At 71.6% G+C, this 20,207-nt stretch carries 21 protein-coding genes; 8 read left to right on the top strand and 13 right to left on the bottom strand.

Annotated elements, in window-relative coordinates:
* Positions 1–257 precede the first annotated feature (257 nt).
* The 6 genes from efeU to AB0F52_RS00895 all read left to right on the top strand — a co-directional run bounded on the left by efeU (position 258) and on the right by AB0F52_RS00895 (position 5,722).
* Positions 258–1,103, top strand: coding sequence for an iron uptake transporter permease EfeU (gene efeU, locus AB0F52_RS00870; protein WP_360163172.1), 846 nt, complete (start codon positions 258–260; stop codon positions 1,101–1,103).
* Positions 1,100–2,245: an iron uptake system protein EfeO gene (efeO, locus tag AB0F52_RS00875; RefSeq protein WP_360163174.1), complete on the top strand. Its 1,146-nt coding sequence runs from the start codon at positions 1,100–1,102 to the stop codon at positions 2,243–2,245. The genes efeU and efeO overlap by 4 nt, the downstream gene beginning before the upstream one ends.
* Positions 2,242–3,516 carry an iron uptake transporter deferrochelatase/peroxidase subunit gene (gene efeB, locus AB0F52_RS00880; RefSeq protein ID WP_360163176.1) on the top strand — a complete coding sequence of 425 codons (1,275 nt, stop codon included), beginning with the start codon at positions 2,242–2,244 and terminating at the stop codon, positions 3,514–3,516. The genes efeO and efeB overlap by 4 nt, the downstream gene beginning before the upstream one ends.
* Before the next feature lie 62 nt (positions 3,517–3,578).
* Positions 3,579–4,148, top strand: coding sequence for a WHG domain-containing protein (locus AB0F52_RS00885; RefSeq protein WP_360163178.1), 570 nt, complete (start codon positions 3,579–3,581; stop codon positions 4,146–4,148).
* A complete protein-coding gene (locus tag AB0F52_RS00890; protein WP_360164563.1) occupies positions 4,145–5,278 on the top strand; it encodes a GDSL-type esterase/lipase family protein in 1,134 nt (377 codons plus the stop codon). Before AB0F52_RS00885 ends, AB0F52_RS00890 begins: the two co-directional genes overlap by 4 nt.
* A 33-nt stretch (positions 5,279–5,311) precedes the next feature.
* A complete protein-coding gene (locus AB0F52_RS00895; RefSeq protein ID WP_360163180.1) occupies positions 5,312–5,722 on the top strand; it encodes a PPOX class F420-dependent oxidoreductase in 411 nt (136 codons plus the stop codon).
* 37 nt (positions 5,723–5,759) lie between these two features.
* Here the strand turns inward: AB0F52_RS00895 and AB0F52_RS00900 are convergent, their stop codons facing one another.
* The 7 genes from AB0F52_RS00900 to AB0F52_RS00930 form a co-directional block, all read right to left on the bottom strand.
* Positions 5,760–6,323 carry a hypothetical protein gene (locus tag AB0F52_RS00900; protein WP_360163182.1) on the bottom strand — a complete coding sequence of 188 codons (564 nt, stop codon included), beginning with the start codon at positions 6,321–6,323 and terminating at the stop codon, positions 5,760–5,762.
* Positions 6,320–7,669 (bottom strand): hypothetical protein, encoded by a 1,350-nt coding sequence (locus AB0F52_RS00905; protein WP_360163184.1) that lies wholly within the window; start codon positions 7,667–7,669, stop codon positions 6,320–6,322. The genes AB0F52_RS00900 and AB0F52_RS00905 overlap by 4 nt, the downstream gene beginning before the upstream one ends.
* Positions 7,666–8,469 carry an ABC transporter ATP-binding protein gene (locus AB0F52_RS00910; protein WP_360163186.1) on the bottom strand — a complete coding sequence of 268 codons (804 nt, stop codon included), beginning with the start codon at positions 8,467–8,469 and terminating at the stop codon, positions 7,666–7,668. The genes AB0F52_RS00905 and AB0F52_RS00910 overlap by 4 nt, the downstream gene beginning before the upstream one ends.
* 42 nt (positions 8,470–8,511) lie before the next feature.
* A complete protein-coding gene (locus AB0F52_RS00915; RefSeq protein WP_360163188.1) occupies positions 8,512–9,300 on the bottom strand; it encodes a zf-HC2 domain-containing protein in 789 nt (262 codons plus the stop codon).
* The gene (locus AB0F52_RS00920) at positions 9,297–9,854 is read right to left on the bottom strand and encodes a sigma-70 family RNA polymerase sigma factor (RefSeq protein WP_360163190.1); all 558 of its coding nucleotides are present in this window, start codon (positions 9,852–9,854) and stop codon (positions 9,297–9,299) included. Before AB0F52_RS00920 ends, AB0F52_RS00915 begins: the two co-directional genes overlap by 4 nt.
* Before the next feature lie 67 nt (positions 9,855–9,921).
* Complete coding sequence (locus tag AB0F52_RS00925; protein ID WP_360163192.1) at positions 9,922–10,854, bottom strand: MazG family protein; 933 nt, start codon at positions 10,852–10,854, stop codon at positions 9,922–9,924.
* Entirely contained in the window at positions 10,851–11,876 is a 1,026-nt protein-coding gene (locus AB0F52_RS00930; RefSeq protein WP_360163194.1) for a hypothetical protein, read from the bottom strand. The genes AB0F52_RS00925 and AB0F52_RS00930 overlap by 4 nt, the downstream gene beginning before the upstream one ends.
* 85 nt (positions 11,877–11,961) lie before the next feature.
* Here AB0F52_RS00930 and AB0F52_RS00935 point away from each other — a divergent pair, with 85 nt between their 5' ends.
* On the top strand, positions 11,962–12,369 hold the full coding sequence (locus AB0F52_RS00935) for a hypothetical protein (RefSeq protein WP_360163196.1): 408 nt from the start codon (positions 11,962–11,964) through the stop codon (positions 12,367–12,369).
* A gap of 9 nt (positions 12,370–12,378) precedes the next feature.
* On the opposite strand, the gene AB0F52_RS00940 is transcribed toward AB0F52_RS00935, so the two are convergent.
* From AB0F52_RS00940 to AB0F52_RS00955, 4 genes are all read right to left on the bottom strand, one after another.
* Entirely contained in the window at positions 12,379–12,543 is a 165-nt protein-coding gene (locus AB0F52_RS00940; RefSeq protein ID WP_360163198.1) for a DUF397 domain-containing protein, read from the bottom strand.
* A complete protein-coding gene (locus AB0F52_RS00945; RefSeq protein ID WP_360163200.1) occupies positions 12,524–13,402 on the bottom strand; it encodes a helix-turn-helix transcriptional regulator in 879 nt (292 codons plus the stop codon). Before AB0F52_RS00945 ends, AB0F52_RS00940 begins: the two co-directional genes overlap by 20 nt.
* Positions 13,403–13,511: 109 nt before the next feature.
* A complete protein-coding gene (gene mfd, locus AB0F52_RS00950) occupies positions 13,512–17,066 on the bottom strand; it encodes a transcription-repair coupling factor (protein ID WP_360164565.1) in 3,555 nt (1,184 codons plus the stop codon).
* A gap of 235 nt (positions 17,067–17,301) precedes the next feature.
* The gene (locus tag AB0F52_RS00955) at positions 17,302–18,219 is read right to left on the bottom strand and encodes an LLM class flavin-dependent oxidoreductase (protein WP_360163202.1); all 918 of its coding nucleotides are present in this window, start codon (positions 18,217–18,219) and stop codon (positions 17,302–17,304) included.
* A gap of 74 nt (positions 18,220–18,293) precedes the next feature.
* On the opposite strand from AB0F52_RS00955, the gene AB0F52_RS00960 reads away from it, so the two are divergent.
* The gene (locus AB0F52_RS00960) at positions 18,294–19,067 is read left to right on the top strand and encodes a helix-turn-helix transcriptional regulator (RefSeq protein ID WP_360163204.1); all 774 of its coding nucleotides are present in this window, start codon (positions 18,294–18,296) and stop codon (positions 19,065–19,067) included.
* Here the strand turns inward: AB0F52_RS00960 and AB0F52_RS00965 are convergent.
* Positions 19,043–19,531 (bottom strand): DedA family protein, encoded by a 489-nt coding sequence (locus tag AB0F52_RS00965; protein WP_360163206.1) that lies wholly within the window; start codon positions 19,529–19,531, stop codon positions 19,043–19,045. The genes AB0F52_RS00960 and AB0F52_RS00965 overlap by 25 nt on opposite strands.
* Positions 19,503–20,099 (bottom strand): methyltransferase domain-containing protein, encoded by a 597-nt coding sequence (locus AB0F52_RS00970; RefSeq protein ID WP_360163208.1) that lies wholly within the window; start codon positions 20,097–20,099, stop codon positions 19,503–19,505. The genes AB0F52_RS00965 and AB0F52_RS00970 overlap by 29 nt, the downstream gene beginning before the upstream one ends.
* Positions 20,100–20,207: the final 108 nt, after the last annotated feature.

Consider the following 20,207-nt stretch of genomic DNA (forward strand, 5'->3'; position numbering starts at 1 on the left):
ACGGAGGCACTCAAGAGGGGACCCCGGACGGCTGACCAGGCAAGCGGAAGGTAAAAACCCTCTCCCTGCCTGCGACATCACAAATTTTGTTACCGAGTCGACGCGCAGGCCTCTGACCTGCGGTTACCCTAACCTAACTTCAAAATCGAGTCCCTTTTGACCGATTTCTCCGGGTTCGTCGGGCGTACGCTCACTGGACTTACAGGTGAGCCTTACCTAAAAACATCACGGAAGCAGAAACTCAGGGAGGCGGACCGGTGTTGTTCTCGAGCGCGCTGATCGGGCTGCGCGAAGGCCTGGAAGCCGCGCTGGTCGTCAGCATCCTGGTGGCGTTCCTGGTCAAGACGGACCGGCGCCACGCGCTGCGCTGGGTGTGGCCGGGTGTCGGCGCCGCGGTGCTGCTGTCGATCGCCGTCGGCGCGGTCCTCACCTTCACGACCGCCCAGCTGACCTTCGAGCACCAGGAACTGCTCGGCGGCAGCCTGTCGATCGTCGCCGTCGTCTTCGTCACCGCGATGATCTTCTGGATGCGCAAGGCGGCCAAGAGCATCGCCGCCGAGTTGCGCGGGAAGATGGACGACGCGCTGGACGTCGGCCCCGCGGCCGTGCTGCTGCTGTCGTTCCTCGCGGTCGGGCGCGAGGGCCTGGAGACGGCGGTGTTCTTCTACTCGACCGTCCAAGCCGCGCAGAAGGAGACCGTGCAGCCGCTGATCGGCTTCGCCGTCGGCATCGGGGCCGCGGTGGTGCTCGCGTACCTGCTCTACAAGGGCGCGGTGCGGTTCAACCTGAGCAGGTTCTTCACGATCACCGGCGTGCTGCTGGTGTTCGTCGCCGCGGGCGTGCTCGGCTACGGCCTGCACGACCTGCAGGAGGCCGCGTTCCTGCCCGGCATCGACACCCTCGCCTTCGACGCTTCGGCCGCGCTGCCCGAGACGTCCTGGTACGGCGCGCTGCTGAAGGGCATCTTCAACTACTCGCAGCAGACGACCGTGCTGCAGGCCGTCGCCTGGGTGGCCTACGTCGCCGTCGTGCTGCCCCTCTTCCTCAAGCCCAGCAAGAAGACCGCGCCGGCACCCGCCGTCGCGGCCGCCTCGAAGGAGTGACCGTGCGCAAGACCCCCTCGCTGGCCGTACTGGCCGGCGCCGCCGCCCTGGTGACGCTGGCCGCGTGCGACAGCAAGAGCGACCCCGCGGGCGCCTCGGCCGGCGGTGGCCCGATCAAGGTCTCGGCGTCCGACACCGCGTGCGAGGTCTCCGCCACCACGGCCGGTGCGGGCAACCTCACCTTCGAGATCACCAACAAGGGCACCAAGGTCACCGAGTTCTACCTCTACGCCGAGGGCGACCGGATCATGGGCGAGGTCGAGAACATCGCGCCCGGGCTCAACCGGCGGCTGATCGTCGAGGTCGCCGACGCCGGCAAGTACCAGACCGCGTGCAAGCCCGGCATGTCCGGCACCGGCATCCGCGGCGACTTCACCGTCACCGGCGGCGTCGCGAAGCAGAACGACAGCAACGCGCAGAAGGCCCAGGCCACCAAGAGCTACGCCGACTACATCGCGAACAACACCTCCGCGCTGCAGGACGAGACGGGGAAGTTCGCCGACCTCGTGAAGGCGGGCAAGGTCGACGAGGCGAAGGCCGCGTACGCACGCACCCGCGTCTACTACGAGCGGATCGAGCCGGTGGCCGAGAAGTTCGGCGACCTCGACCCGGCCATCGACGTCCGCGAGGCCGACCTCGAGCCGAACCAGCAGTTCACCGGCTTCCACCGGCTGGAGAAGGACCTGTTCCAGACCGGCCTGCAGCCCGACAGCGGCCAGATCGCCGACAAGCTGGTGACCGACGTCAAGGACCTGGTCGCCAAGACGAAGACGCTCGAACTGTCCGCTTTGGACCTCGCGAACGGCGCGAAGGGCCTGCTCGACGAGGTCGCGACCGGCAAGATCACCGGCGAGGAAGAGGCCTTCTCGCACACCGACCTCTGGGACTTCCAGGCCAATGTGGACGGTTCGAAGGGCGCGATCACCGCGCTGCGGCCGGTCCTGCAGGCCAAGGACCCCGCGCTGGTGTCCACCCTGGACAAGGAGTTCGCGAACGTCCAGGGCCTGCTCGACAAGCAGCGGGCCGGTGACGGTTTCAAGTCCTACACCGAGCTGTCCCAGGACCAGGTCAAGGAGTTCGCCTCGGCCGTCGACGCGCTGAGCGAACCGCTGAGCAAGGTTGCGGAGGTCGTCTCCAAGTGACGTCGGCAGAGGGCATTCAAGCGGAGGGCACGCGCGTCTCGCGGCGGAAGCTGTTCGGCCTGGCGGGCGCGGGTGTCGCGCTCGCCGGGGCCGGAGCCGCCGCCGGCATCGGGATCGACAAGGCGACGAGCGGCCACGCCGAGGCATCGACGAACACCGTCGACTTCCACGGCGAGCACCAGGCCGGGATCGTCACGCCGGCGCAGGCCAACCTGCACTTCGCGGCCCTCGACGTCACGACGAAAGACCGCGAAAAGCTGCGGCAGCTGCTCAAGACGTGGACCGACGCGGCCCGCCGGATGACGGCGGGCCAGGAGGTCGTCGCGAACGGCGCGGTGGGCAACGGCGCGTACGCCCCGCCCGGCGACACCGGTGAGGCGCTCGACCTGCCGCCCTCGAACCTGACGCTGACCATCGGGTTCGGGCCGTCGCTGTTCGACGGCCGGTTCGGCCTGGCGGGCAAGCGCCCGCCGCAGCTGATCGACCTGCCGCTGTTCCCGAAGGACAAGCTCGACCCGGCCCGCAGCGGCGGCGACCTGTGCATCCAGGCCTGCGCGGACGACCCGCAGGTGGCGGTGCACGCGGTCCGCAACCTGGTGCGGCTCGGCTTCGGCGTCACCGAGGTCCGCTGGTCGCAGCTCGGCTTCGGCCGCAGCTCGTCGACGTCGCGGGAGCAGCAGACGCCCCGGAACCTCTTCGGGTTCAAGGACGGCACGAACAACATCAAGGCCGAGGAACCCGACGTGCTGGGCGACCAGGTCTGGGCCACCGCGGCCGACGGCCCGGCCTGGATGGCCGGCGGCTCGTACCTGGTGGCGCGCCGGATCCGGATGCACATCGAAACGTGGGACCGCGAAACCCTCGACGGCCAGGAGAAGATCATCGGCCGCACGAAGGGCACCGGCGCCCCGCTGGGCCAGACCGCGGAGTTCGACGAGCTGGACCTCGACGTCGGCGGTGCGGGCGGCGAGAAGCTGATCCCGGAGGACGCGCACGTGCGGCTGGCCTCCCACCAGGCGCTGAACGGCGTCCGGATCCTCCGGCGCGGCTACAACTTCGTCGACGGCTCCGACGGCGTCGGGCACCTCGAAGCGGGGTTGTTCTTCCTGGCGTTCAACCGCGACACCCGCAAGCAGTACGTGCCGATGCAGCAGGCGCTGTCGTCGAAGGACGCGATGATGGAGTACGTCCAGCACACCGGCTCCGCGCACTTCGCGGTCCCGCCGGGCGTGACCCGCGAGTCGAGCTGGGCGGACGCACTGTTCTCCTGACCCCGTTTGCCTAAAGTCTTTAGGCTGATCTACTCTGGCTTTAGGCAAACGGGAGAGGGCTGATGGCTCGGGCAGGATTGACCACCGAACGCGTGGTGCGCGCCGGCGCGGAGCTGGCCGATGAGGCGGGCTTCAACCGGGTGACGCCGTCGGAGCTGGCCCGGCGGCTCGGCGTCCAGGTCGCCAGTCTGTATTCGCACGTCAAGAACGCGCACGACCTGCGGACGAAGGTCGCGCTGCTGGCGCTGGACGAGCTCGCCGGCCAGGCCGCCGCTGCCCTCGCGGGCCGGGCCGGGCGAGACGCGCTCGTCGCCTTCGCCGACGTCTACCGCGACTACGCCCGCGAGCACCCCGGCCGGTACGCCGCCGCCCAGCTGCGGCTCGATCCGGAGACCGCCGCGGCGAGCGCCGGCCCCCGGCACGCCGAAATGATGCGCGCGATCCTCCGCGGCTACGACCTGACCGGGCCGGACGAGACGCACGCCGTGCGGCTGCTGGGCAGCGTCTTCCAGGGGTTCATCAGCCTCGAAACCCAGGGCGGGTTCGACCACAGCTCGCCCGCCCCGCCCGAAAGCTGGGTCCGGATCCTCGCCGTCCTCGATTCCCTCCTGCGTGATTGGCCACGGTCGTGATCGACATTCCCCTGACCGCGGACCTCGTCCGCGGTGCCCTCGAACTCGAACGCACCGAGCGCGGCCTGGTGCCGCACCGGCTCCCGGCTCGCGCGCGGGCGCAGAACAGCGACCCGCGGCTCGCCATGGTCGAAGCGCAGCCCGCGGGCGTCCGGCTGCGGTTCCGGACCCGGGCGGACGTCGTCGAGCTGGCGACGCTGCCGACCAAGCAGCTCCTCGCCGGCGCCCCGCCACGGCCGGACGGTGTGTACGACCTGCTCGTCGACGGCGAGCTCACCGCCCAGGCGAGCGTGGCCGGCGGCAACACCCTGAACGTCGACATGGCGACCGGGGCGTCCTCGCTCACCGCGGGGCCGCCCGGTGTCGTCCGGTTCGCCGGGCTGGGCGGGCACCCCAAGGACGTCGAGCTCTGGCTGCCGCACAACGAGCTCACCGAGCTGATCGCCCTGCGCACCGACGCGCCGGTCGAGCCCGTGCCTCCCGGCCGGGTGTGGCTGCACCACGGCAGCTCGATCAGCCACGGTTCGAACGCGGCGAGCCCCGCGACGACGTGGCCCGCGCTCGCCTCGACCGCGGCCGGCGTCGAGCTGGTCAACCTCGGCTTCAGCGGCAACGCGCTGCTCGACCCGTTCACCGCGCGAGCGCTGCGCGACACGCCCGCCGACCTGATCAGCGTCAAGCTGGGGATCAACGTGGTCAACGCGGACCTGATGCGCCTGCGCGCGTTCGGGCCCGCGGTGCACGGCTTCCTCGACACGATCCGCGACGGCCACCCGGACACCCCGCTCGTGGTCGTCTCGCCGCTGTACTGCCCGATCCACGAGCAGACACCCGGACCGGGCGACTTCGACCACGAGGCACTGGCCGCCGGCGAAGTCCGGTTCCGGGCGACCGGCGACCCGGCCGAGCGCGCGGCGGGCAAGCTGACCCTGGAGGTCATCCGCGACGAGCTGGCCCGGATCGTGGCGCAGCGGCAGGCCGAGGACCCGCACTTGACCTACCTGGACGGCCTGGCGCTGTACGGCCCGGAGGACTTCGCGGAGCTACCGTTGCCGGACGACCTCCACCCGTCCCCGGCGGCCCACCGCCGGATCGGCGCGCGGTTCGCTTCGCTGGTGCTCGGAGCTTGACTTCAAGGGAACTTGAAGTTGCACGCTTCGCGCATGTTCACCGAAGCAGAACTCGCCTACCTCGCCGCCCAGCCACTGGGCCGGCTGGCGACCCAGCAGCCCGACGGAACCCTCCAGGCCAACCCGGTCGGCTTCCGCTACAACCCGGACGAGAAGACCATCGACGTCACCGGGCACAACCTGCGCACCAGCAAGAAGTTCCGCAACATCGCGACGCACGACCGCGTGGCGTTCGTCGTCGACGACCTCCCGTCGACGAACCCGTGGCGGGTGCGGTGCCTGGAGATCCGCGGCCGCGCGGAGGCCCTGGTGGGCGTGAACCTGCCGGACAACCACTTCGACGACGCGGTGATCCGGATCCACCCGGAACGCATCCTCGCCTTCGGCGTCGAGGACTGGGACCGGGAACCCCTGGAGCTGGAGACGAACATCCGCAACGTGTGATCGCCGCCCGGCCCGAACGCCACCTGGGGCGCCACAGCTACCGGCGGCCGCCCCAGGTGGTGTACGCGGCCGCTCCCGTGGCCGCCAGGATCACCGCCGTCCAGGTGGCCGCCGGGGTTCCCGCGGGTTGCAGGGCCCAGGTCAAGACCCGGCTCAGCGTCGAAGAGTCCCGGGGCACCAACGCGCTGACCGCGGACCAGGCCAGCGGAAGCGTCCAGCCGAACTGGCCGCCCGCCATCGTGGCCGCCAGGCCGGCCAAGCCCGCCAGCCCGGCCGCGTCACGGACGATGATCGACGCGTCGACCGCCGACGGGCCCAGCTCCTGCACCCCCAGCACCACCGCGCCGGCCACGATCGCGATCAGCGCCAGGTGGGCGAACCGCCGGATCGGCCACGGCAGCGCCGCGGTCCGGTCGAGGTCGGGGTCCTGGCCGCTGAGCCCGATCGCCGCCACCGCGACCGCCGTGGTCAGCGTCAGCGCGACGAGGACCGCGTTCCACGAGTCCCGGCCCAGGAACCACACCCCCGAGGTCGCCACCAGCAGAGCCGCGAAGGCCACCGGCAGCTGCCGCGAACGGGCGTACAGCGTCGCCCACCTCATCGGAGGGCTCCCGGCACCAGCGTGTCCATCGGATCGCCCTGGCACGTCAGCAACGCCTGGCGCAGCGCGACGATCCGCGCGAACCGGACGTCCGCGGGCAGGACCCGGAACTGCTGCCAGGCCTGCTCGATCGGGCCGGACTGCCTCTTGAACCAGTTCCGGAAGAGCTCGGGCAGCGGTTTCAGCTCCCCGGTGAAGTACGCCGCCGCGATCATCCGCGCGCCCGTGTCCGACAGGCTGGGCGCACTCGGCCGCTCGCAGGACGGCACGCCGACCCCGGAGAGCACCGCCAGCCGCAGGTCGCTCGCGTCCGCCGTCAGCAGTGCGTCGTTGCGCTGGAAGTCGAGCAGGACGACGCCGGGGTCGCGCTGGGTCCGTTCGAGCGGGGAGGTGGGCGCGACCTGCTCCTCGACCCGCGTCGGCGCTCCGGGCAGCTTCGCCAGCATCGCGAGCGCTTCACGCCCGGGGCCGGCCAGCGCGGCCAGCCGATCCCGGTGCAGGTCCGCCACGCAGATCGGGCCATCGCAGACCTTCCGGGCGGCGACGCTGTCGGCGGTGAGGGCCTCCGCCGGGAACAGCGGCAGCGCGATGGTGGCCCCGGCGACGAGCGGCAGCAGGCTCAGCAGCCGCGCTCGCACCGACCGCACCGACAGCAGCAGGAACCCGGTGACGGCGAGGCCGAGGAACCACGCGGCCTGCCCGGCGTCGAGCGACGCGGCGGTCGTCACCATCGACCCGCGCGGCTCGGCCAGCGCCGGCGCCAGCGCACCGGCCCGGCGTGGCAGGACGGCATCCAGGCCCCGTTCGAGCGACATCCAGCAAAGCGTCGTCCCGACGAAGGCGAGCACGGCGATCCCGGGCGCGGTCAGCGGGTGCGGCAGCAGCCGCCCGGCGGCCAGCCCCAGCCAGCCACCGGCGACCACGCCGAGCACCCCGACGCCCAGGACGGGGACGAAGACGGCCGAGACGAACCCGTCGTGGGCCAGGACTTCGGCGACACCCACACCGAACACGATCAGGTAGGCCAGCGCGGTCAGCACGGCCACGGCCCCGGCGAGCCGGATCGCTCGTTGCCACGCGGGCCGCGGGGTGGTGGCCAGCAGTTCGGTCATGCCGGAGCGGCTGTCGCGCATGCCCTGGATGGCGCCGGCACCGACCACGAAGGGCCAGAGAAACTCCAGCAGGAAACGGACCCAGAGCGCGGTCGTGGTGGTGTTCGCCGACCACGAGGCGGGGGTCTTCCACCACGGCCCCGAGAGCAGGAAGAGGAACGCGAGCGCGAGGACGACGAGCGCGAGGCCGGCCCAGGGCGCGATGGAGCGCCGGAGTTCGATGCGGAAGATCACCACGCCCCCTGACCCGGCTCGTGGTTCAGCAGCGCCGAATAACCGCGTTCGATCGGGCTGTCCCCGACGTGCTCGAGGGTGCCCGCGGCAGCCAGCCCGTCCGGCGTTCCCTGGAACACCAGCTTTCCCCCGGCGAACAGCACCACGTCCGTGCACGCCGTGGCCACGTCCTCCACCAGATGCGTCGAGATCAGCACGCACGAGTCGCGGCCCAGTTCCTGGACCAGCTCGCGGAACCGGACCCGCTGCGCCGGGTCGAGGCCGGCCGTCGGTTCGTCGAGGAGCAGGATCTCCGGGTCGTTGACGATCGCCTGGGCGATGCCGACCCGGCGCACCATCCCGCCCGAGAGCGTCTTCATGCGATCGTCCGCGCGGTCGGCCAGGCCGACGCGCTCCACCGCCCGCTGGACGGCCCCCGGGATGTCCTCTTTGGACATCTCCTTCAGCCACGCCAGGTATTCGACGAACTCGCGGACCGTGAATCGCTTGTAGTAGCCGAAGTTCTGCGGCAGGTACCCGATCCGGCGGCGCAGCTCCCGCTGGCCCGAGCTCCCGCCGGCTGGGGTGCCGAGCAGCGACAAGCTGCCCGACGCCGGCCGGAGCACCGTCGCCAAGGCCCGGATCAGCGTCGTCTTGCCGGCGCCGTTCGGGCCGAGCAGCCCGTGCACCCCCTTGCCGAGGGACAGGTCCAGCCCGTCCACGGCCATCGTGCGCCGCCCCACCCGCACCCGCAGCCCCTGCGCCTGGATTTCCCAGGCGTACGTCGCCGGTGCGACCTCGGCGGCCCCTACTGCCCGCATGCGCTTCCTCCCTGAAGACCTGAAGACTGAAGACCAGATGTCCTAGTGACGTGCGGCGAGCCGGGCGAACGCCGGCCCGCGCAGGGCGACGACCACCGTGGTCAGCACGAAGACCCCCGCCCACACCGGCAGCGCGCCGGTGCCGAGCGAAAACGCCTGCCCCCGCTGGACGAACGCCGGCAGGACGACGATCACCACCCACACCGCGACCAGCGCGTACGCCGCCCGGCTGACGCCGATCAGCCCGCCGAGCGCGAGCGTGCCGGTGGTGAAGGCCAGGCTCGGCAACAGCCAGAGCGCCGGCTGGGTGCCGGTCAGCCACCCGGCGACCCCCAGGACCGGCAGGACGACGGCGAGCACCGCCACCGTCCGCCGGGCAATCAGGTACAGCCCCGCCCGCGGGGTCGCGGTGACGACCTCGTAGGCCGGATCGAGGCCCCGTGCCCACGACACGGCGACCCCGAGTACCGGCAGCACCGGGGCGAAGAGCTGCACCGCCGGCACGTCGAGCACCGCGTGCCACACGCTGTCGAGCAGGAGCGCGGCCAGCGTGACGGCCACGATCATCGCCAGCCACGGCGCCATCGCCGGCGTGACCCAGGTGCCGAGCCACCGGCGCCGGCGTCGCGGCCGGGGAACCGGCTGCCGGACCTCGGCCGAAAGCCGCTCCCAGACCAGGTCCACGACCGGCTGGACCGGTGCGGCGCGCGCGAGCCGCGCCCGGCATTCGCGGCACGCCTCGAGGTGGGCCTCGAGACCCCACAGCTGGTCACCCGGGAGGTCGTCGCCCATCGCGTACGCGACGATGAGCCGCTCCGGCGCGTGGTTCATGACAGTGCCTCCCGCAATGCGATCCGGGCCCGGCGCGCCCGGGTCTTGACGGTCCCCTCCGGCAACCCCAGCAGGACGGCGGTCTCCCGGACGGTCAGCCCGTCGAGCACCATCGCCTGCAGCACCGCCCGCAGCTCCGGCGCGAGGTCGCGCAGCGCGGCACCGACCTCGTCGCCGATCGTCCCCGCCAGCGCCTCGTCTTCGGCCGCCACCACCGGCGCGACGTCGAGGGCCACCGCGGGCGGCGGCTGCGCGTGGTGCGCCCGGCGCCGGAACGCGTCGACCAGCCGGCGCGCGGCGATCGTCCAGACCCAGCCGACGGCGCTCCCGCCGGTGGTGGCGCCCGCGAACGACGCCGCCGCCCGCCAGACGGCCAGGAACGTCTCCTGCATGACCTCCGCGACGAGCTGCTCGTCCGCGCAGCGGCGGCGCAGGCGCACGGCGAGCCAGGGCGCCGTACGGCGGTAGAGCTCCTCGAACGCCGCGCGATCGCCCTGGGCGGTGCGCCGGACGAGGTGGTCCTCGTCGGCGTCCTCCAGTGGCTTGTGCTTCACACCAGGCAAGACGCCGGATGCTCGGGAACGGTTCTCACCCGGACGTGTGCTGCGTCACACTGGGTGGTCACACTGGGCGCGGGGGCCAGAACTTCCGCCAGCCGTCGGCCTCCAGGGTCGTCGGCTCCAGCCCGGCGTCGCGGGCGGCCTGCTCGGCGGCCTGGATGTCCTTCGCGAACTGCTTGGCCACCGCCCTCAGTTCGCCCTCGGCGTCGACACCCGCCCGGCGCGCGGTGGCCGCGATGCGGAACAGCTGGGCGGCCGCCGCGGTCCCTTCGGGGAAGAGGTCGAGCGGGATGCCCGCACGCCCGGAGCGCTGCCCCAGCTTGCCCGCCAGCGCGACGGCGGGCTGGCCGAGCGCGACACCGTCCACAATGGACTGACGTTGCTTCTCGCGCTGCTTCAGCTCTTCCCACTTGAGGTTCTGGTGCTCGACGGTGTGCACCTGGTCGGCGCCGGCGAAGACGTGCGGGTGCCGGCCGACGAGCTTCGCGACGAGCGCCGCGGCGACGTCGTCGATGCCGAACGGGTCTTCGGCGTCCTCGGCCGCGACCCGCGCGTGGAAGAGCACCTGCAGCAGGACGTCACCGAGCTCTTCGCGCAGTGCCTCGCGGTCGCCTTCTTCGATGGCGTCGAGCAGCTCGTAGGTCTCCTCGACCAGGTACTGCCGCAGCGAATCGTGCGTCTGCACCGCGTCCCACGGGCAGCCGCCCGGCGAGCGGAGCCGGTCCATCACCTCGGCGGCCTCGACCAGCGGCGGCACCGGCGTCTCGATGACCTCCGCGCCGGTCGCGATCAGCAGCGCGGCCGCCGGCTCGTCCCGGGACCCGGCGAGCAGCACGACGTCGACCAGGGAAGGCGCCTCGATGACGGCCGGGACGCCGAACGCGGCCGGATCGACGTCCGTGGCGGCGTAGACGGCGTCCGCGTCACGCAGGATCTTGAGCGCCGCGCCGGGCAGCGTCGTCCCGCGGACGATGACGACGACACCCGTGCTCACTGCTGCGTGGTCGCGGCACCGCGAATGGGCAGCACGACGCCCTGGGTGGCGCCGGAGTTGGGCACGAGGTTCATGCCCACAACATCCCACACGCCGTACCGCGGGTTGACGCGCAGGCCGCTCTGGCCGAGGTACGGCTGCAGCAGCCGGGTGCCGATCGCGGTCAGCTGGGCGTCCGTCGGCTTCTGCGCTTCCTGGTCGGCCGGCACGGCCTTGTCGGTGCCGCGGGCGCGGATGACGAAGATGAACCAGTCCGCGCTCTGCGGCTTCTGCGCCTGGAAGACGACGACGCTGTTCTTTTCGGAGCCGAAGAGCGCGGTCTGCGCGAGGCCGGGGTACTGCGCGGCGCCGAAGAGCTCGGCGGTCTGGCCGGCGGAGTACCCGCCCGGGCCGGGCGCGCCGGTCTGCTGGGCCTGCTGGCCTTCCTGCTGCGCCTGCTGGACGACCCCCTGGACCTTGGCGGGGTCGTCGGCGAACTCCTTCGCGAGGCCGAAGGCGCGGGTGCGGGCGGCCTGGTCGTTGTCGCCGGTCGCGCTGATGCCGACGTAGTCCGCGCCGACCGACAGCTTCGGCAGCACCTTCCGGGCGAGCTCCTGCTCGAGGAGGACGTCGCTCGCGACCTCGTTCCGGTCGCGCAGCTTCGAGACGATCTGCGTGACGGCGACCGGGTCGCCCTGCCCGGTGTCGGTGACCGGGGCGGCGGTCACCTGCGCGGCCAGCCCGGCGACCTTCGCCTGGTCGGCGACGAGGTTTTCCTGCTTGGTGGCGCGCAGGGTCAGTTCGTGCAGCACGGTCTGCCGGACGATCTCGCGGCCCAGCAGGTCGAGCTTGTGCTCACTGGCGAGCTTCTGCGCGTACGGGTGTTCGCGGACGGCCTGGTCGATCATCGACTGGACCCGGTCGAGGGAAACCGACCGATCACCGACGATCACGGCACTGCCGACCTGGCTGGGGCCCGAGCCGCACCCGGCGAGCAGAAATGCACCGGCAACGACCGCGACCAGCGCGCGAGGGCGCCCCATGATCCGCATCACAGGCCATACCCTCTCACACCATCGCCCCCGAAACGCAACACCCATGAGGACGCGTCGGCGGTAATGTCGACTTATGGACCATTGGCTGACCATCGAAGTGTTCGACGGGGAGCATTCGGCTTCGCTGTGGCGCCTGGCTCAAGGGGACGCTCTCACCGAAGCGGCGCTGACGAACGGCGCTGAGCAGTGGGTTTGGCACGAGCACCGCTGGGGAGTGGTACTGGAGATCGAGTTTTTGACGGAGGAGAGGCGAGACGCGTTCAGGTCGCTGCCGGCGGTGACGGCGGCGCTGGACGCGGTCCCGGACCCGGCGCGGGGGCTGCTGGTGTACCCGGGCAGGGGCGGAGGCGCGGGGTCGCGGATGCCACGGCACCCCCGGCCGCTGCCGATGGCGGGCGCCGGGGCGGTCCCGGTGCCCGTGGAGTCGGTGCGGATGGGGCTGGCGGAGGCTCTGCCGCCGATGTTCAGCGACGTGGGTTAGCGAGGTTGGTTAGCGGAGTCGGCTGAGCAGTTCACGCCAGGCGGGGGTGGAGGCGGTGAGGATGCCGCCTTCACGATCCTTGGTGTCCCGGATCAGGACTTCGGGGCCGGTTGCCACCTCGACACATTCGCCCCCTTCGGTGCTGTAGCTGCTCTTACGCCAGATGACCATCATCCCGCCGCACTCCTGATGGGTAGAGGTTCTCCGCCAGGTCGGCGATGAACTCCCCCGATTGTGCCCGATCGAGGGCGACCCGATCGAGCCCTTTGAGCACTCGACGGTAGGCCGCCACCTCTGCGGGCTCCTCAAGGAACAGTGCGGACACCTCACTGTCGATGTAGATGACCGGACTGAAATCCGCTGATTCGATCAACTGGAAGTGCCCGGCCAGCGCGGGATGACCACCGCATCGGGCGGGAACGATCCGGATCGAGATGTTGCCGCGATCGGCGAGCCGGCCGAGCTGGCGAAGCTGGTCCCGCATGACATCGGGCGCTCCGCGCCCGATGGGCAGCCGGAGTACGAATTCGTGCAGGTAGAAGTCGAAGGCGACGGTTGGTTTCTTTTCCAGGATCACCTGGCGGGCCATGCGGGCGAACACCAGCTCATCGATGTAGTCCGGATCGGTCGCCTTGCCGATCTCCGCGATCAAGCTGCGGGCGTAGTCAGCAGTTTGCAGCAATCCGGGCACCGAGCAGCCGTGGAACTGCGCCATGGCGGTGGCCCGCTTTTCGTGCCAGATCAACGTGCGCAGCTGAAGCGGGTTTTCGAGCAGCCCCGGCTTGCGCATTTCGTCGCCCATGGCCATCAGCTCGCGGTATTCCTCACCCCGGAACCCGAGCGTCGTGAGGAACCGGGCCAGGTGCACCGGACTCGGCCGGGCGCGGCCGCGGGTCACCGCCGAGACCCACTGCGCGCTCATCTCCAGGCGCCGGGACATTTCCCGGACTCCCCAGCCCTTCTCCGCCATGCGTTCGAGGAGCCGTTCGCCCAGCTGCCGGGCCCGGATGTTCGGCTCGCGATATTCCGCCATGGGGCGAACCTAAAACCACCGCAACCGGAAACCCGGGCGCCACAACGGAAAGTCCCCCGATGTGGCGCCGGGTGTCCACCCGCCTTTACACCGCCGCTAAACCCCGCCCCTAAACAGCCGCGGGCTTCTTCGTCAGCTGGACCAGCAGCTTCGTGCACCACTCCAGCAGCTGTTCGTCCCGCAGTGTCGGCGCACCGATCCGCCCACCGGCCGGACCCTCCGTCGGCTTCGGCACCGATACCGTGTTCGTCACCGCCTTGAACGTCGCCTTCGGGTACAGCCGCTTCAGGCGCACCATCTGCGAGTCCAGCAACGGCAGCGGCGCGAACCGGATCGTGTTGCCCTGGACCGCCACCTCCGTCACGCCCGCTTCACGACAGGTGTGCCGGAAGCGAGCCACCGACAGCAGCCGGTTGACCGGGGCCGGCGGCTGGCCGTACCGGTCGATGAGCTCTTCGCGGACCGCGTCGAGGCCCTCGGTGTCCGGGGCCGCCGCGATCTTGCGGTACGCCTCCAGGCGCAACCTTTCCCCTGGCACGTAGTCGTGCGGGATGTGGGCGTCGATCGGGAGGTCGACGCGGACGTCGGCCATCTCCTCTTCCTCCGCCGGCTCCGCGCCCGCGTGCCGCCTGAACGCGTCCACCGCTTCGCCGACCAACCGCACATACAGATCGAAGCCGACACCGGCGATGTGCCCCGACTGCTCCGCGCCGAGGATGTTGCCCGCGCCGCGGATCTCGAGGTCCTTCATCGCGACCGCCATGCCCGCGCCCAGCTCGGTGTTCTGGGCGATCGTCGCGAGCCGGTCGTGGGCCGTCTCCGTCAACGGCACCTCCGGCGGGTACAGGAAGTACGCGTACCCGCGCTCGCGCCCACGCCCGACGCGGCCCCGCAGCTGGTGCAGCTGCGCCAGGCCCAGCAGGTCACCACGCTCGACCAGCAGCGTGTTGGCGTTCGAGATGTCCAGGCCCGTCTCGACGATCGTGGTGCACACCAGGACGTCGTACTCGTTTTCCCAGAAGCCCTGGATGATCTTCTCGAGCTTGTCCTCGTTCATCTGCCCGTGCGCGGTGACGACCCGCGCCTCCGGCACCAGCTCGCGGATCCGCCGCGCGGCCTTCTCGATGGAGGAGACGCGGTTGTGGACGTAGAAGACCTGGCCGTCGCGCAGGAGTTCGCGCCGGATCGCCGCGCCGACCTGCTTGTCGTCGTACGAGCCGACGTACGTCAGGATCGGGTGGCGGTCCTCGGGCGGGGTGAGGATCGTCGACATCTCGCGGATGCCGGCCAGCGACATCTCCAGCGTGCGCGGGATCGGTGTCGCCGACATGGTGAGCACGTCGACGTGCGTGCGCAGCGCCTTGATGTGTTCCTTGTGCTCGACGCCGAACCGCTGCTCCTCGTCGACGATGATCAGGCCCAGGTCCTTCCAGCGGACGCCGGTCTGCAGCAGGCGGTGCGTGCCGATGACGATGTCGATCTCGCCGCTGGCCAGCTGCTCCAGGGTCGCGTCGGTCTCGCTCTTGGCGGAGAACCGCGACAGGCCGCGGATCTTCACCGGGAACGAGCGCATGCGCTCGGTGAACGTGTTCAGGTGCTGCTGGGCGAGCAGCGTCGTCGGGACGAGGACCGCGACCTGCTTGCCGTCCTGCACCGCCTTGAACGCCGCGCGGACGGCGATCTCCGTCTTGCCGTAGCCGACGTCGCCGCAGATGACGCGGTCCATCGGGACGCCGCGTTCCATGTCGGCCTTGACCTCGTCGATGGCGGCGAGCTGATCGTTGGTCTCGGTGAACGGGAAGGCGTCTTCCAGCTCGTGCTGCCACGGCGTGTCCGGGCCGAACGCGTGCCCGGGCGCGGACTGGCGCGCCGCGTACAGCTGAACGAGCTCCGCGGCGATCTCCTTGACCGCCTTCTTGGCCCTGGCCTTGGTGTTCTTCCAGTCGGAGCCGCCGAGCTTGTTGAGCGTGGGCAGCTCGCCGCCGACGTAGCGGGAGACCTCGTCGAGCTGGTCGGTCGGCACGAACAGCCTGTCACCCGGGTGGCCGCGCTTCGACGACGCGTACTCCAGCAGGAGGTACTCGCGGGTGGCGCCCGCGACCGTCCGCTGGACCATTTCGACGAACCGGCCGATGCCGTGCTGCTCGTGCACGACGTAGTCGCCGGCCTTGAGCGCGAGCGGGTCGACCGCGTTGCGCCGCCGGGACGGCATCTTGGTGTTCAGGTCCTTTGTGGACGTTCCGGCGCCCGCGCCGCGGCCGGTGAGGTCCGCCTCGCTGAGCACGACCAGGGCGCGCTCCGGCGAGACGAACCCGTCGGTGAGGCCACCGCAGGTGACCGTGACCATGCCCGGAGCCGGGGCGCGCCGCAGGCCGTCGCCGGCCTGGGTCGCCGGGACGTCGGCGCTCGTGAGCTGCTCCACCGCGCGCGCCGCGGTGCCCTGGCCGGCGACGACGAGCACCGCCGTGCCGCCCGAAGCCGTGTGGGCACGCAGGTCCGCCGTCGCGCGCTCGATCTCGCCGCGGTACGCGGGCGCGGCCTCGACCGAGACGCGGTAGACGTCCGGGTCTTCGCTGGTCAGCTGGGTGATGGTCCACCAGGCGCGCTTGGTGTCCTGCGCGTGGGACGCGATCTCGTCGAGCCCGCGGTAGGCCGACGCGCCGAGGTCGATCGGCGCCTGGCCGCCCGCCGCGGCCGTCGTCCAGGACGCTTCGAGGAACTCCTGGCCGGTGCGGACCAGGTCGGCGGCGCGGGCGCGGATCTTCTCCGGGTCGGTGAGCAGCACGTGGGTGCCCACCGGCATCGCGTCGGTGAGCAGCTCGAGCTCGCCTTCGCAGAGGACCGGGATGAGCGCCTCCATGCCCTCGACCGGGATGCCGTCGGCGAGCTTGGTGAGCATCTCGGCCAGGTGCGCGTCGGCCTCGTACCTCTTCGCCAGCTCCGCGGCCTTCTCCTTGACCGGCCCCGTGAGCAGCAGCTCACGGCACGGCGGCGCGGTGACCCGCGGGATCTCGCCGGGCAGCGACCGCTGGTCCGAGACGGCGAACGCCCGGATCTCGCTGACCTCGTCGCCCCAGAACTCCACCCGGACGGGGTGCTGCGCGGTGGGCCCGAACAGGTCGAGGATGCCACCGCGGACGGCGAACTCGCCGCGCTTCTCGACCATGTCGACGCGGGTGTACGCCAGCTCGACCAGCCGTTCGAGGAGGCCCTCGAAACTCTGTTCCTCGCCGACGACGAGGTCGACCGGGGCGAGCGACCCGAGCCCGGGCGCCATGGGCTGGATCAGGCTGCGCACGGTGGCGACGACGACACGCAGGTCGTCATCGCCCGTCTTCAGCCGGTGCAGCACCTCGAGCCGGCGGCCGACGGTGTCCGCGCGCGGGGAGAGCCGCTCGTGCGGAAGGGTCTCCCAGCTCGGGAAGTCGGCGACCCGGCCCTCGCCGATGAGCGCTTTGAGCGAAGCGGTCAGCTCATCGGCCTCACGGCCGGTGGCGGTGACGGCGAGCACGGGCTTGCCGGCACCATCATCGGCGGCGACCGCGGCGGCGACGAGCTGCCGGGCGGCGATCGGGCCTTGCAGCTCGAGCAGCGGCGCGCCGGCGCGCTCGACCACGCCGCGCAGGGCCGGGTCGGGAAGGATGGCGGTGAGGAGTCCGGACAGTGGAGCGTCGGTCACGGTCCCAGCCTACGTGCCACCCCCGACAGGTTTCCGGTCACGGCTGGTCGCGCAGCAGGTTCACGGCTCGACCACGCGCAGGCCGGGACGGATGGTCATGGCGGTACCGGCGCTGCAGCTCCGCCGGGCCACCGGGGAGGGCGACGGCGAGTTCGTTCTTCTCGTGGAGATCCACCAGCCGGGTGAACAATTCCTCGGCCGAATCGCCGAGTGACCCAGGTCAAGAGCGCAGCAGGTCCACCACCTCCGCCACCCGCGGCAGCTGCTCGTCGAACACCTTCGGGTCCGTGCTCGCGATCCGCAGCAGGAAGTGCTCCACCCCTTCGTACTTCCGCAGCTGCTCCGCCACTTCCGCGGCACTGCCACACACCTGCATCTGAATCCCCTGGACGAACGCCGCCGGGCGCCCGTAGTTGCGCTCGCAGTACTCCTCCAGCAACGCCTGCCCGCGGTCGGCGTCGTCCTCCACCAGGACCGTCGCGAACAGCGCGGGCGTCACCGGGCGGGAGGCGACCGCACGGATCCGGGCCAGCCCGGTGCCGTAGTCCGCAGGATCCGGCGGGTACGGCAGCCAGCCGTCGTACAGCCGGCCGACGCGCTCCAGCGCCCCCGGCGTGTACGCCGCCAGCCACACCGGCGGCCCGCCCGGGCGAGCCGGGGCCGGGAACACCGGCAGCGAGTCGTGGTGCAGCACCGAACCGTGGAACGAGGACTCGCCACGCCAGATGGCCCGCCAGAGCGCCACGATGTCGTCCAGCCGGGCCCGGCGGCGCTCCCACGGCACGCCGGCGAACGCGAACTCCGGCTCGCTGCGCCCGGCGAACCCGGCGCCGACGGCCACCGTGAGCCGTCCTTCGCTGAGCAAATCGATGCTGAGCAGCTGGTTCGCCGTCAGAATCGGGTTACGCAGGGCCGGGAGCAGGGCGGACGTCCCCAGCGTCACGCGCGAAGTCCGGGCGGCGAAGGCGGCCAGGACGGCGAGAGCGTCCAGCGGCGCCCGCGCGAGGGTGTCGCCCACCCAGACCGAGTCGAGGCCGAGCTCTTCCGCGGAGACGGCGGTGGCGACCAGCTCGGGCGCGGTCCGCCCGGCGTCGAGGATGGGCTGGTAGGTCGGGATGACCAGGCCGTAGTTCGTCATGCGGCGAGCCTGGCCGAGGCGGGGAATGCCCTCAATTCCCCGCGGGGAATGGCGCGGGCGAGGAGGATGGGACCGTGAACTTCGGAACCGCGCTGAAGGACTGGCGCACGCGGCGGCACCTCAGCCAGCTCGACCTGGCGTTGCGGGCCGGGACGACGCAGCGGCACGTGAGCTTCATGGAGAGCGGGCGCTCGCTCCCCGGCCGCGGCATGGTGCTGCGCGTCGCCGAGTCTCTGGAACTGCCCCTGCGCGAGCGCAACGGCCTGCTCTTCGCCGCCGGTTTCGCCCCGTCGTACCCCGAGACGCGGCTCGACGACCCGGCGATCAAGCCGGTGCTCGACGGGCTGCGGCGGCTGCTCGACGGCCACCGGCCCTACCCGGCGATCGTCGTCGACCGCTACGGCGTGCTGGTCGCGGCGAACGACGAATTCCGGCTGCTCACCGAGGGTGTCGCGCCGGAGCTGCTGCGCGAACCGGTCGACACGCTGCGGCTGGCGCTGCACCCGGAGGGGATGGCGCCGCGCGTGCGCAACCTCGACGACTGGGCGCGGCACATCCTCGAACGCCTGCGCAACGACCTGGCCCGCACTCCGGACGACCGGCTGGCCGCCCAGCTCGCGGAGCTGGAGGGGTACCTGCCGCCGCCGTCCGCGCCCGGCCCGGAGCACCTCGGGTTCGCGGTGCCGGTCCGGCTGGCCACCTCGGCCGGCGAGCTGCGGCTCATCACCGCGATCACCACGTTCGCGACAGCGGCGGACGTGACGGTGTCGGAACTGAAGCTGGAGACGTTCCTGCCCGCGGACGCCGAGACCGCCGAACGGCTTCACAGCACCAGCCCCGTCGTGTGACCCACCAGCAGTTCCGCGCTCGCCCACAGCACCGCCGCCGCCACGCTGCCCGCCGCGAACCGGCGGTACGGCATCGCCGCCGAGCCCGCGACGCGCGGCACCAGGGTCCGGACGCCGGCCAGGCAGCGGCCCGCGATCACCGCCGGGACGCCGTAGCGCGCGAGCGCCGTTTCCGCGCGCCCCCAGCGATCCCGGCCGACGCGGTGGGCCAGGCGCGGTCCCCAGCGGCGCCCCTCGAGGTAGGCGAGCTGGTCGCCGAGGACGGCCGCGGCGACGGCGACCGCCCAAGCGAGTCCGAGGTGGAGCGTGCCCCGCTCGGCGAGGAACCCCATCAGCAGCAGCGTCGACAACGTCGGCAGCACGATTCCCGGCAGCAGCGCGGTTTCCGCCGTGATGACCAGGGCGCAGACGAGGTAGACGACCGCCGGGGGTGCGTCAAGCAGGGGCTGCAGCAGGCTGTCCACGCCGTTCCCTCCCGACCGCCACCGGCAGCGCCGCGCGGTAGACGAACGCGGGCGGCAGGTTGCCCCAGACGACCTGCGTGCGCTCCACGACCGCGAACCGGCTTCGCAGCGACGCGGCGAAGCGGCGCGCAGGTGGGGTCCACGCCGTGTGGGCGTAGGCGAACGTCGTGAACCGGCCGTTCGGGGCGAGTGCGGCGGTGACCGCGTCGAGGATGCGCTGCTGCCGGGGCGCGGTCATGGCCGTCCACGGCAGACCGGAGACGACGACGTCGACGCCCTGCAGAGCCAGGTGTTCCGCCGAGCCGGTGACGACGTCGGCTTGGGGGAAGCGTTCGGTCAGGACGGCCGCGAAACGCGGGTTGATCTCTATCGCCGTCAGGCGTGCTTCGGGGCGAAGCAGCGCGAGGACCGCTTCGGTGAACACGCCGGTGCCCGGCCCGAGCTCGGCGACGCACGACGCGCGTTCCAGGCCGAGACCCGCCGTCATCTCTTCGGCCAGCCGCGGCGAACTCGGCGCGATCGCGCCCGTCAGCACGGGATGGCGGAGGAATTCCCTGGTGATCGACATGATCCCGACGCTAGGAACGGCCGGGGTGGCCCCGAATCCGCCGCGCCGGCCGGGCTGATCCTCCCAAGGGAGGACACGGTCGGGCCGAAGGGATGACGCCCCGAGCCC

This window comes from Amycolatopsis sp. NPDC024027 (assembly GCF_040638975.1).
Classification (GTDB): Bacteria; Actinomycetota; Actinomycetes; order Mycobacteriales; family Pseudonocardiaceae; genus Amycolatopsis.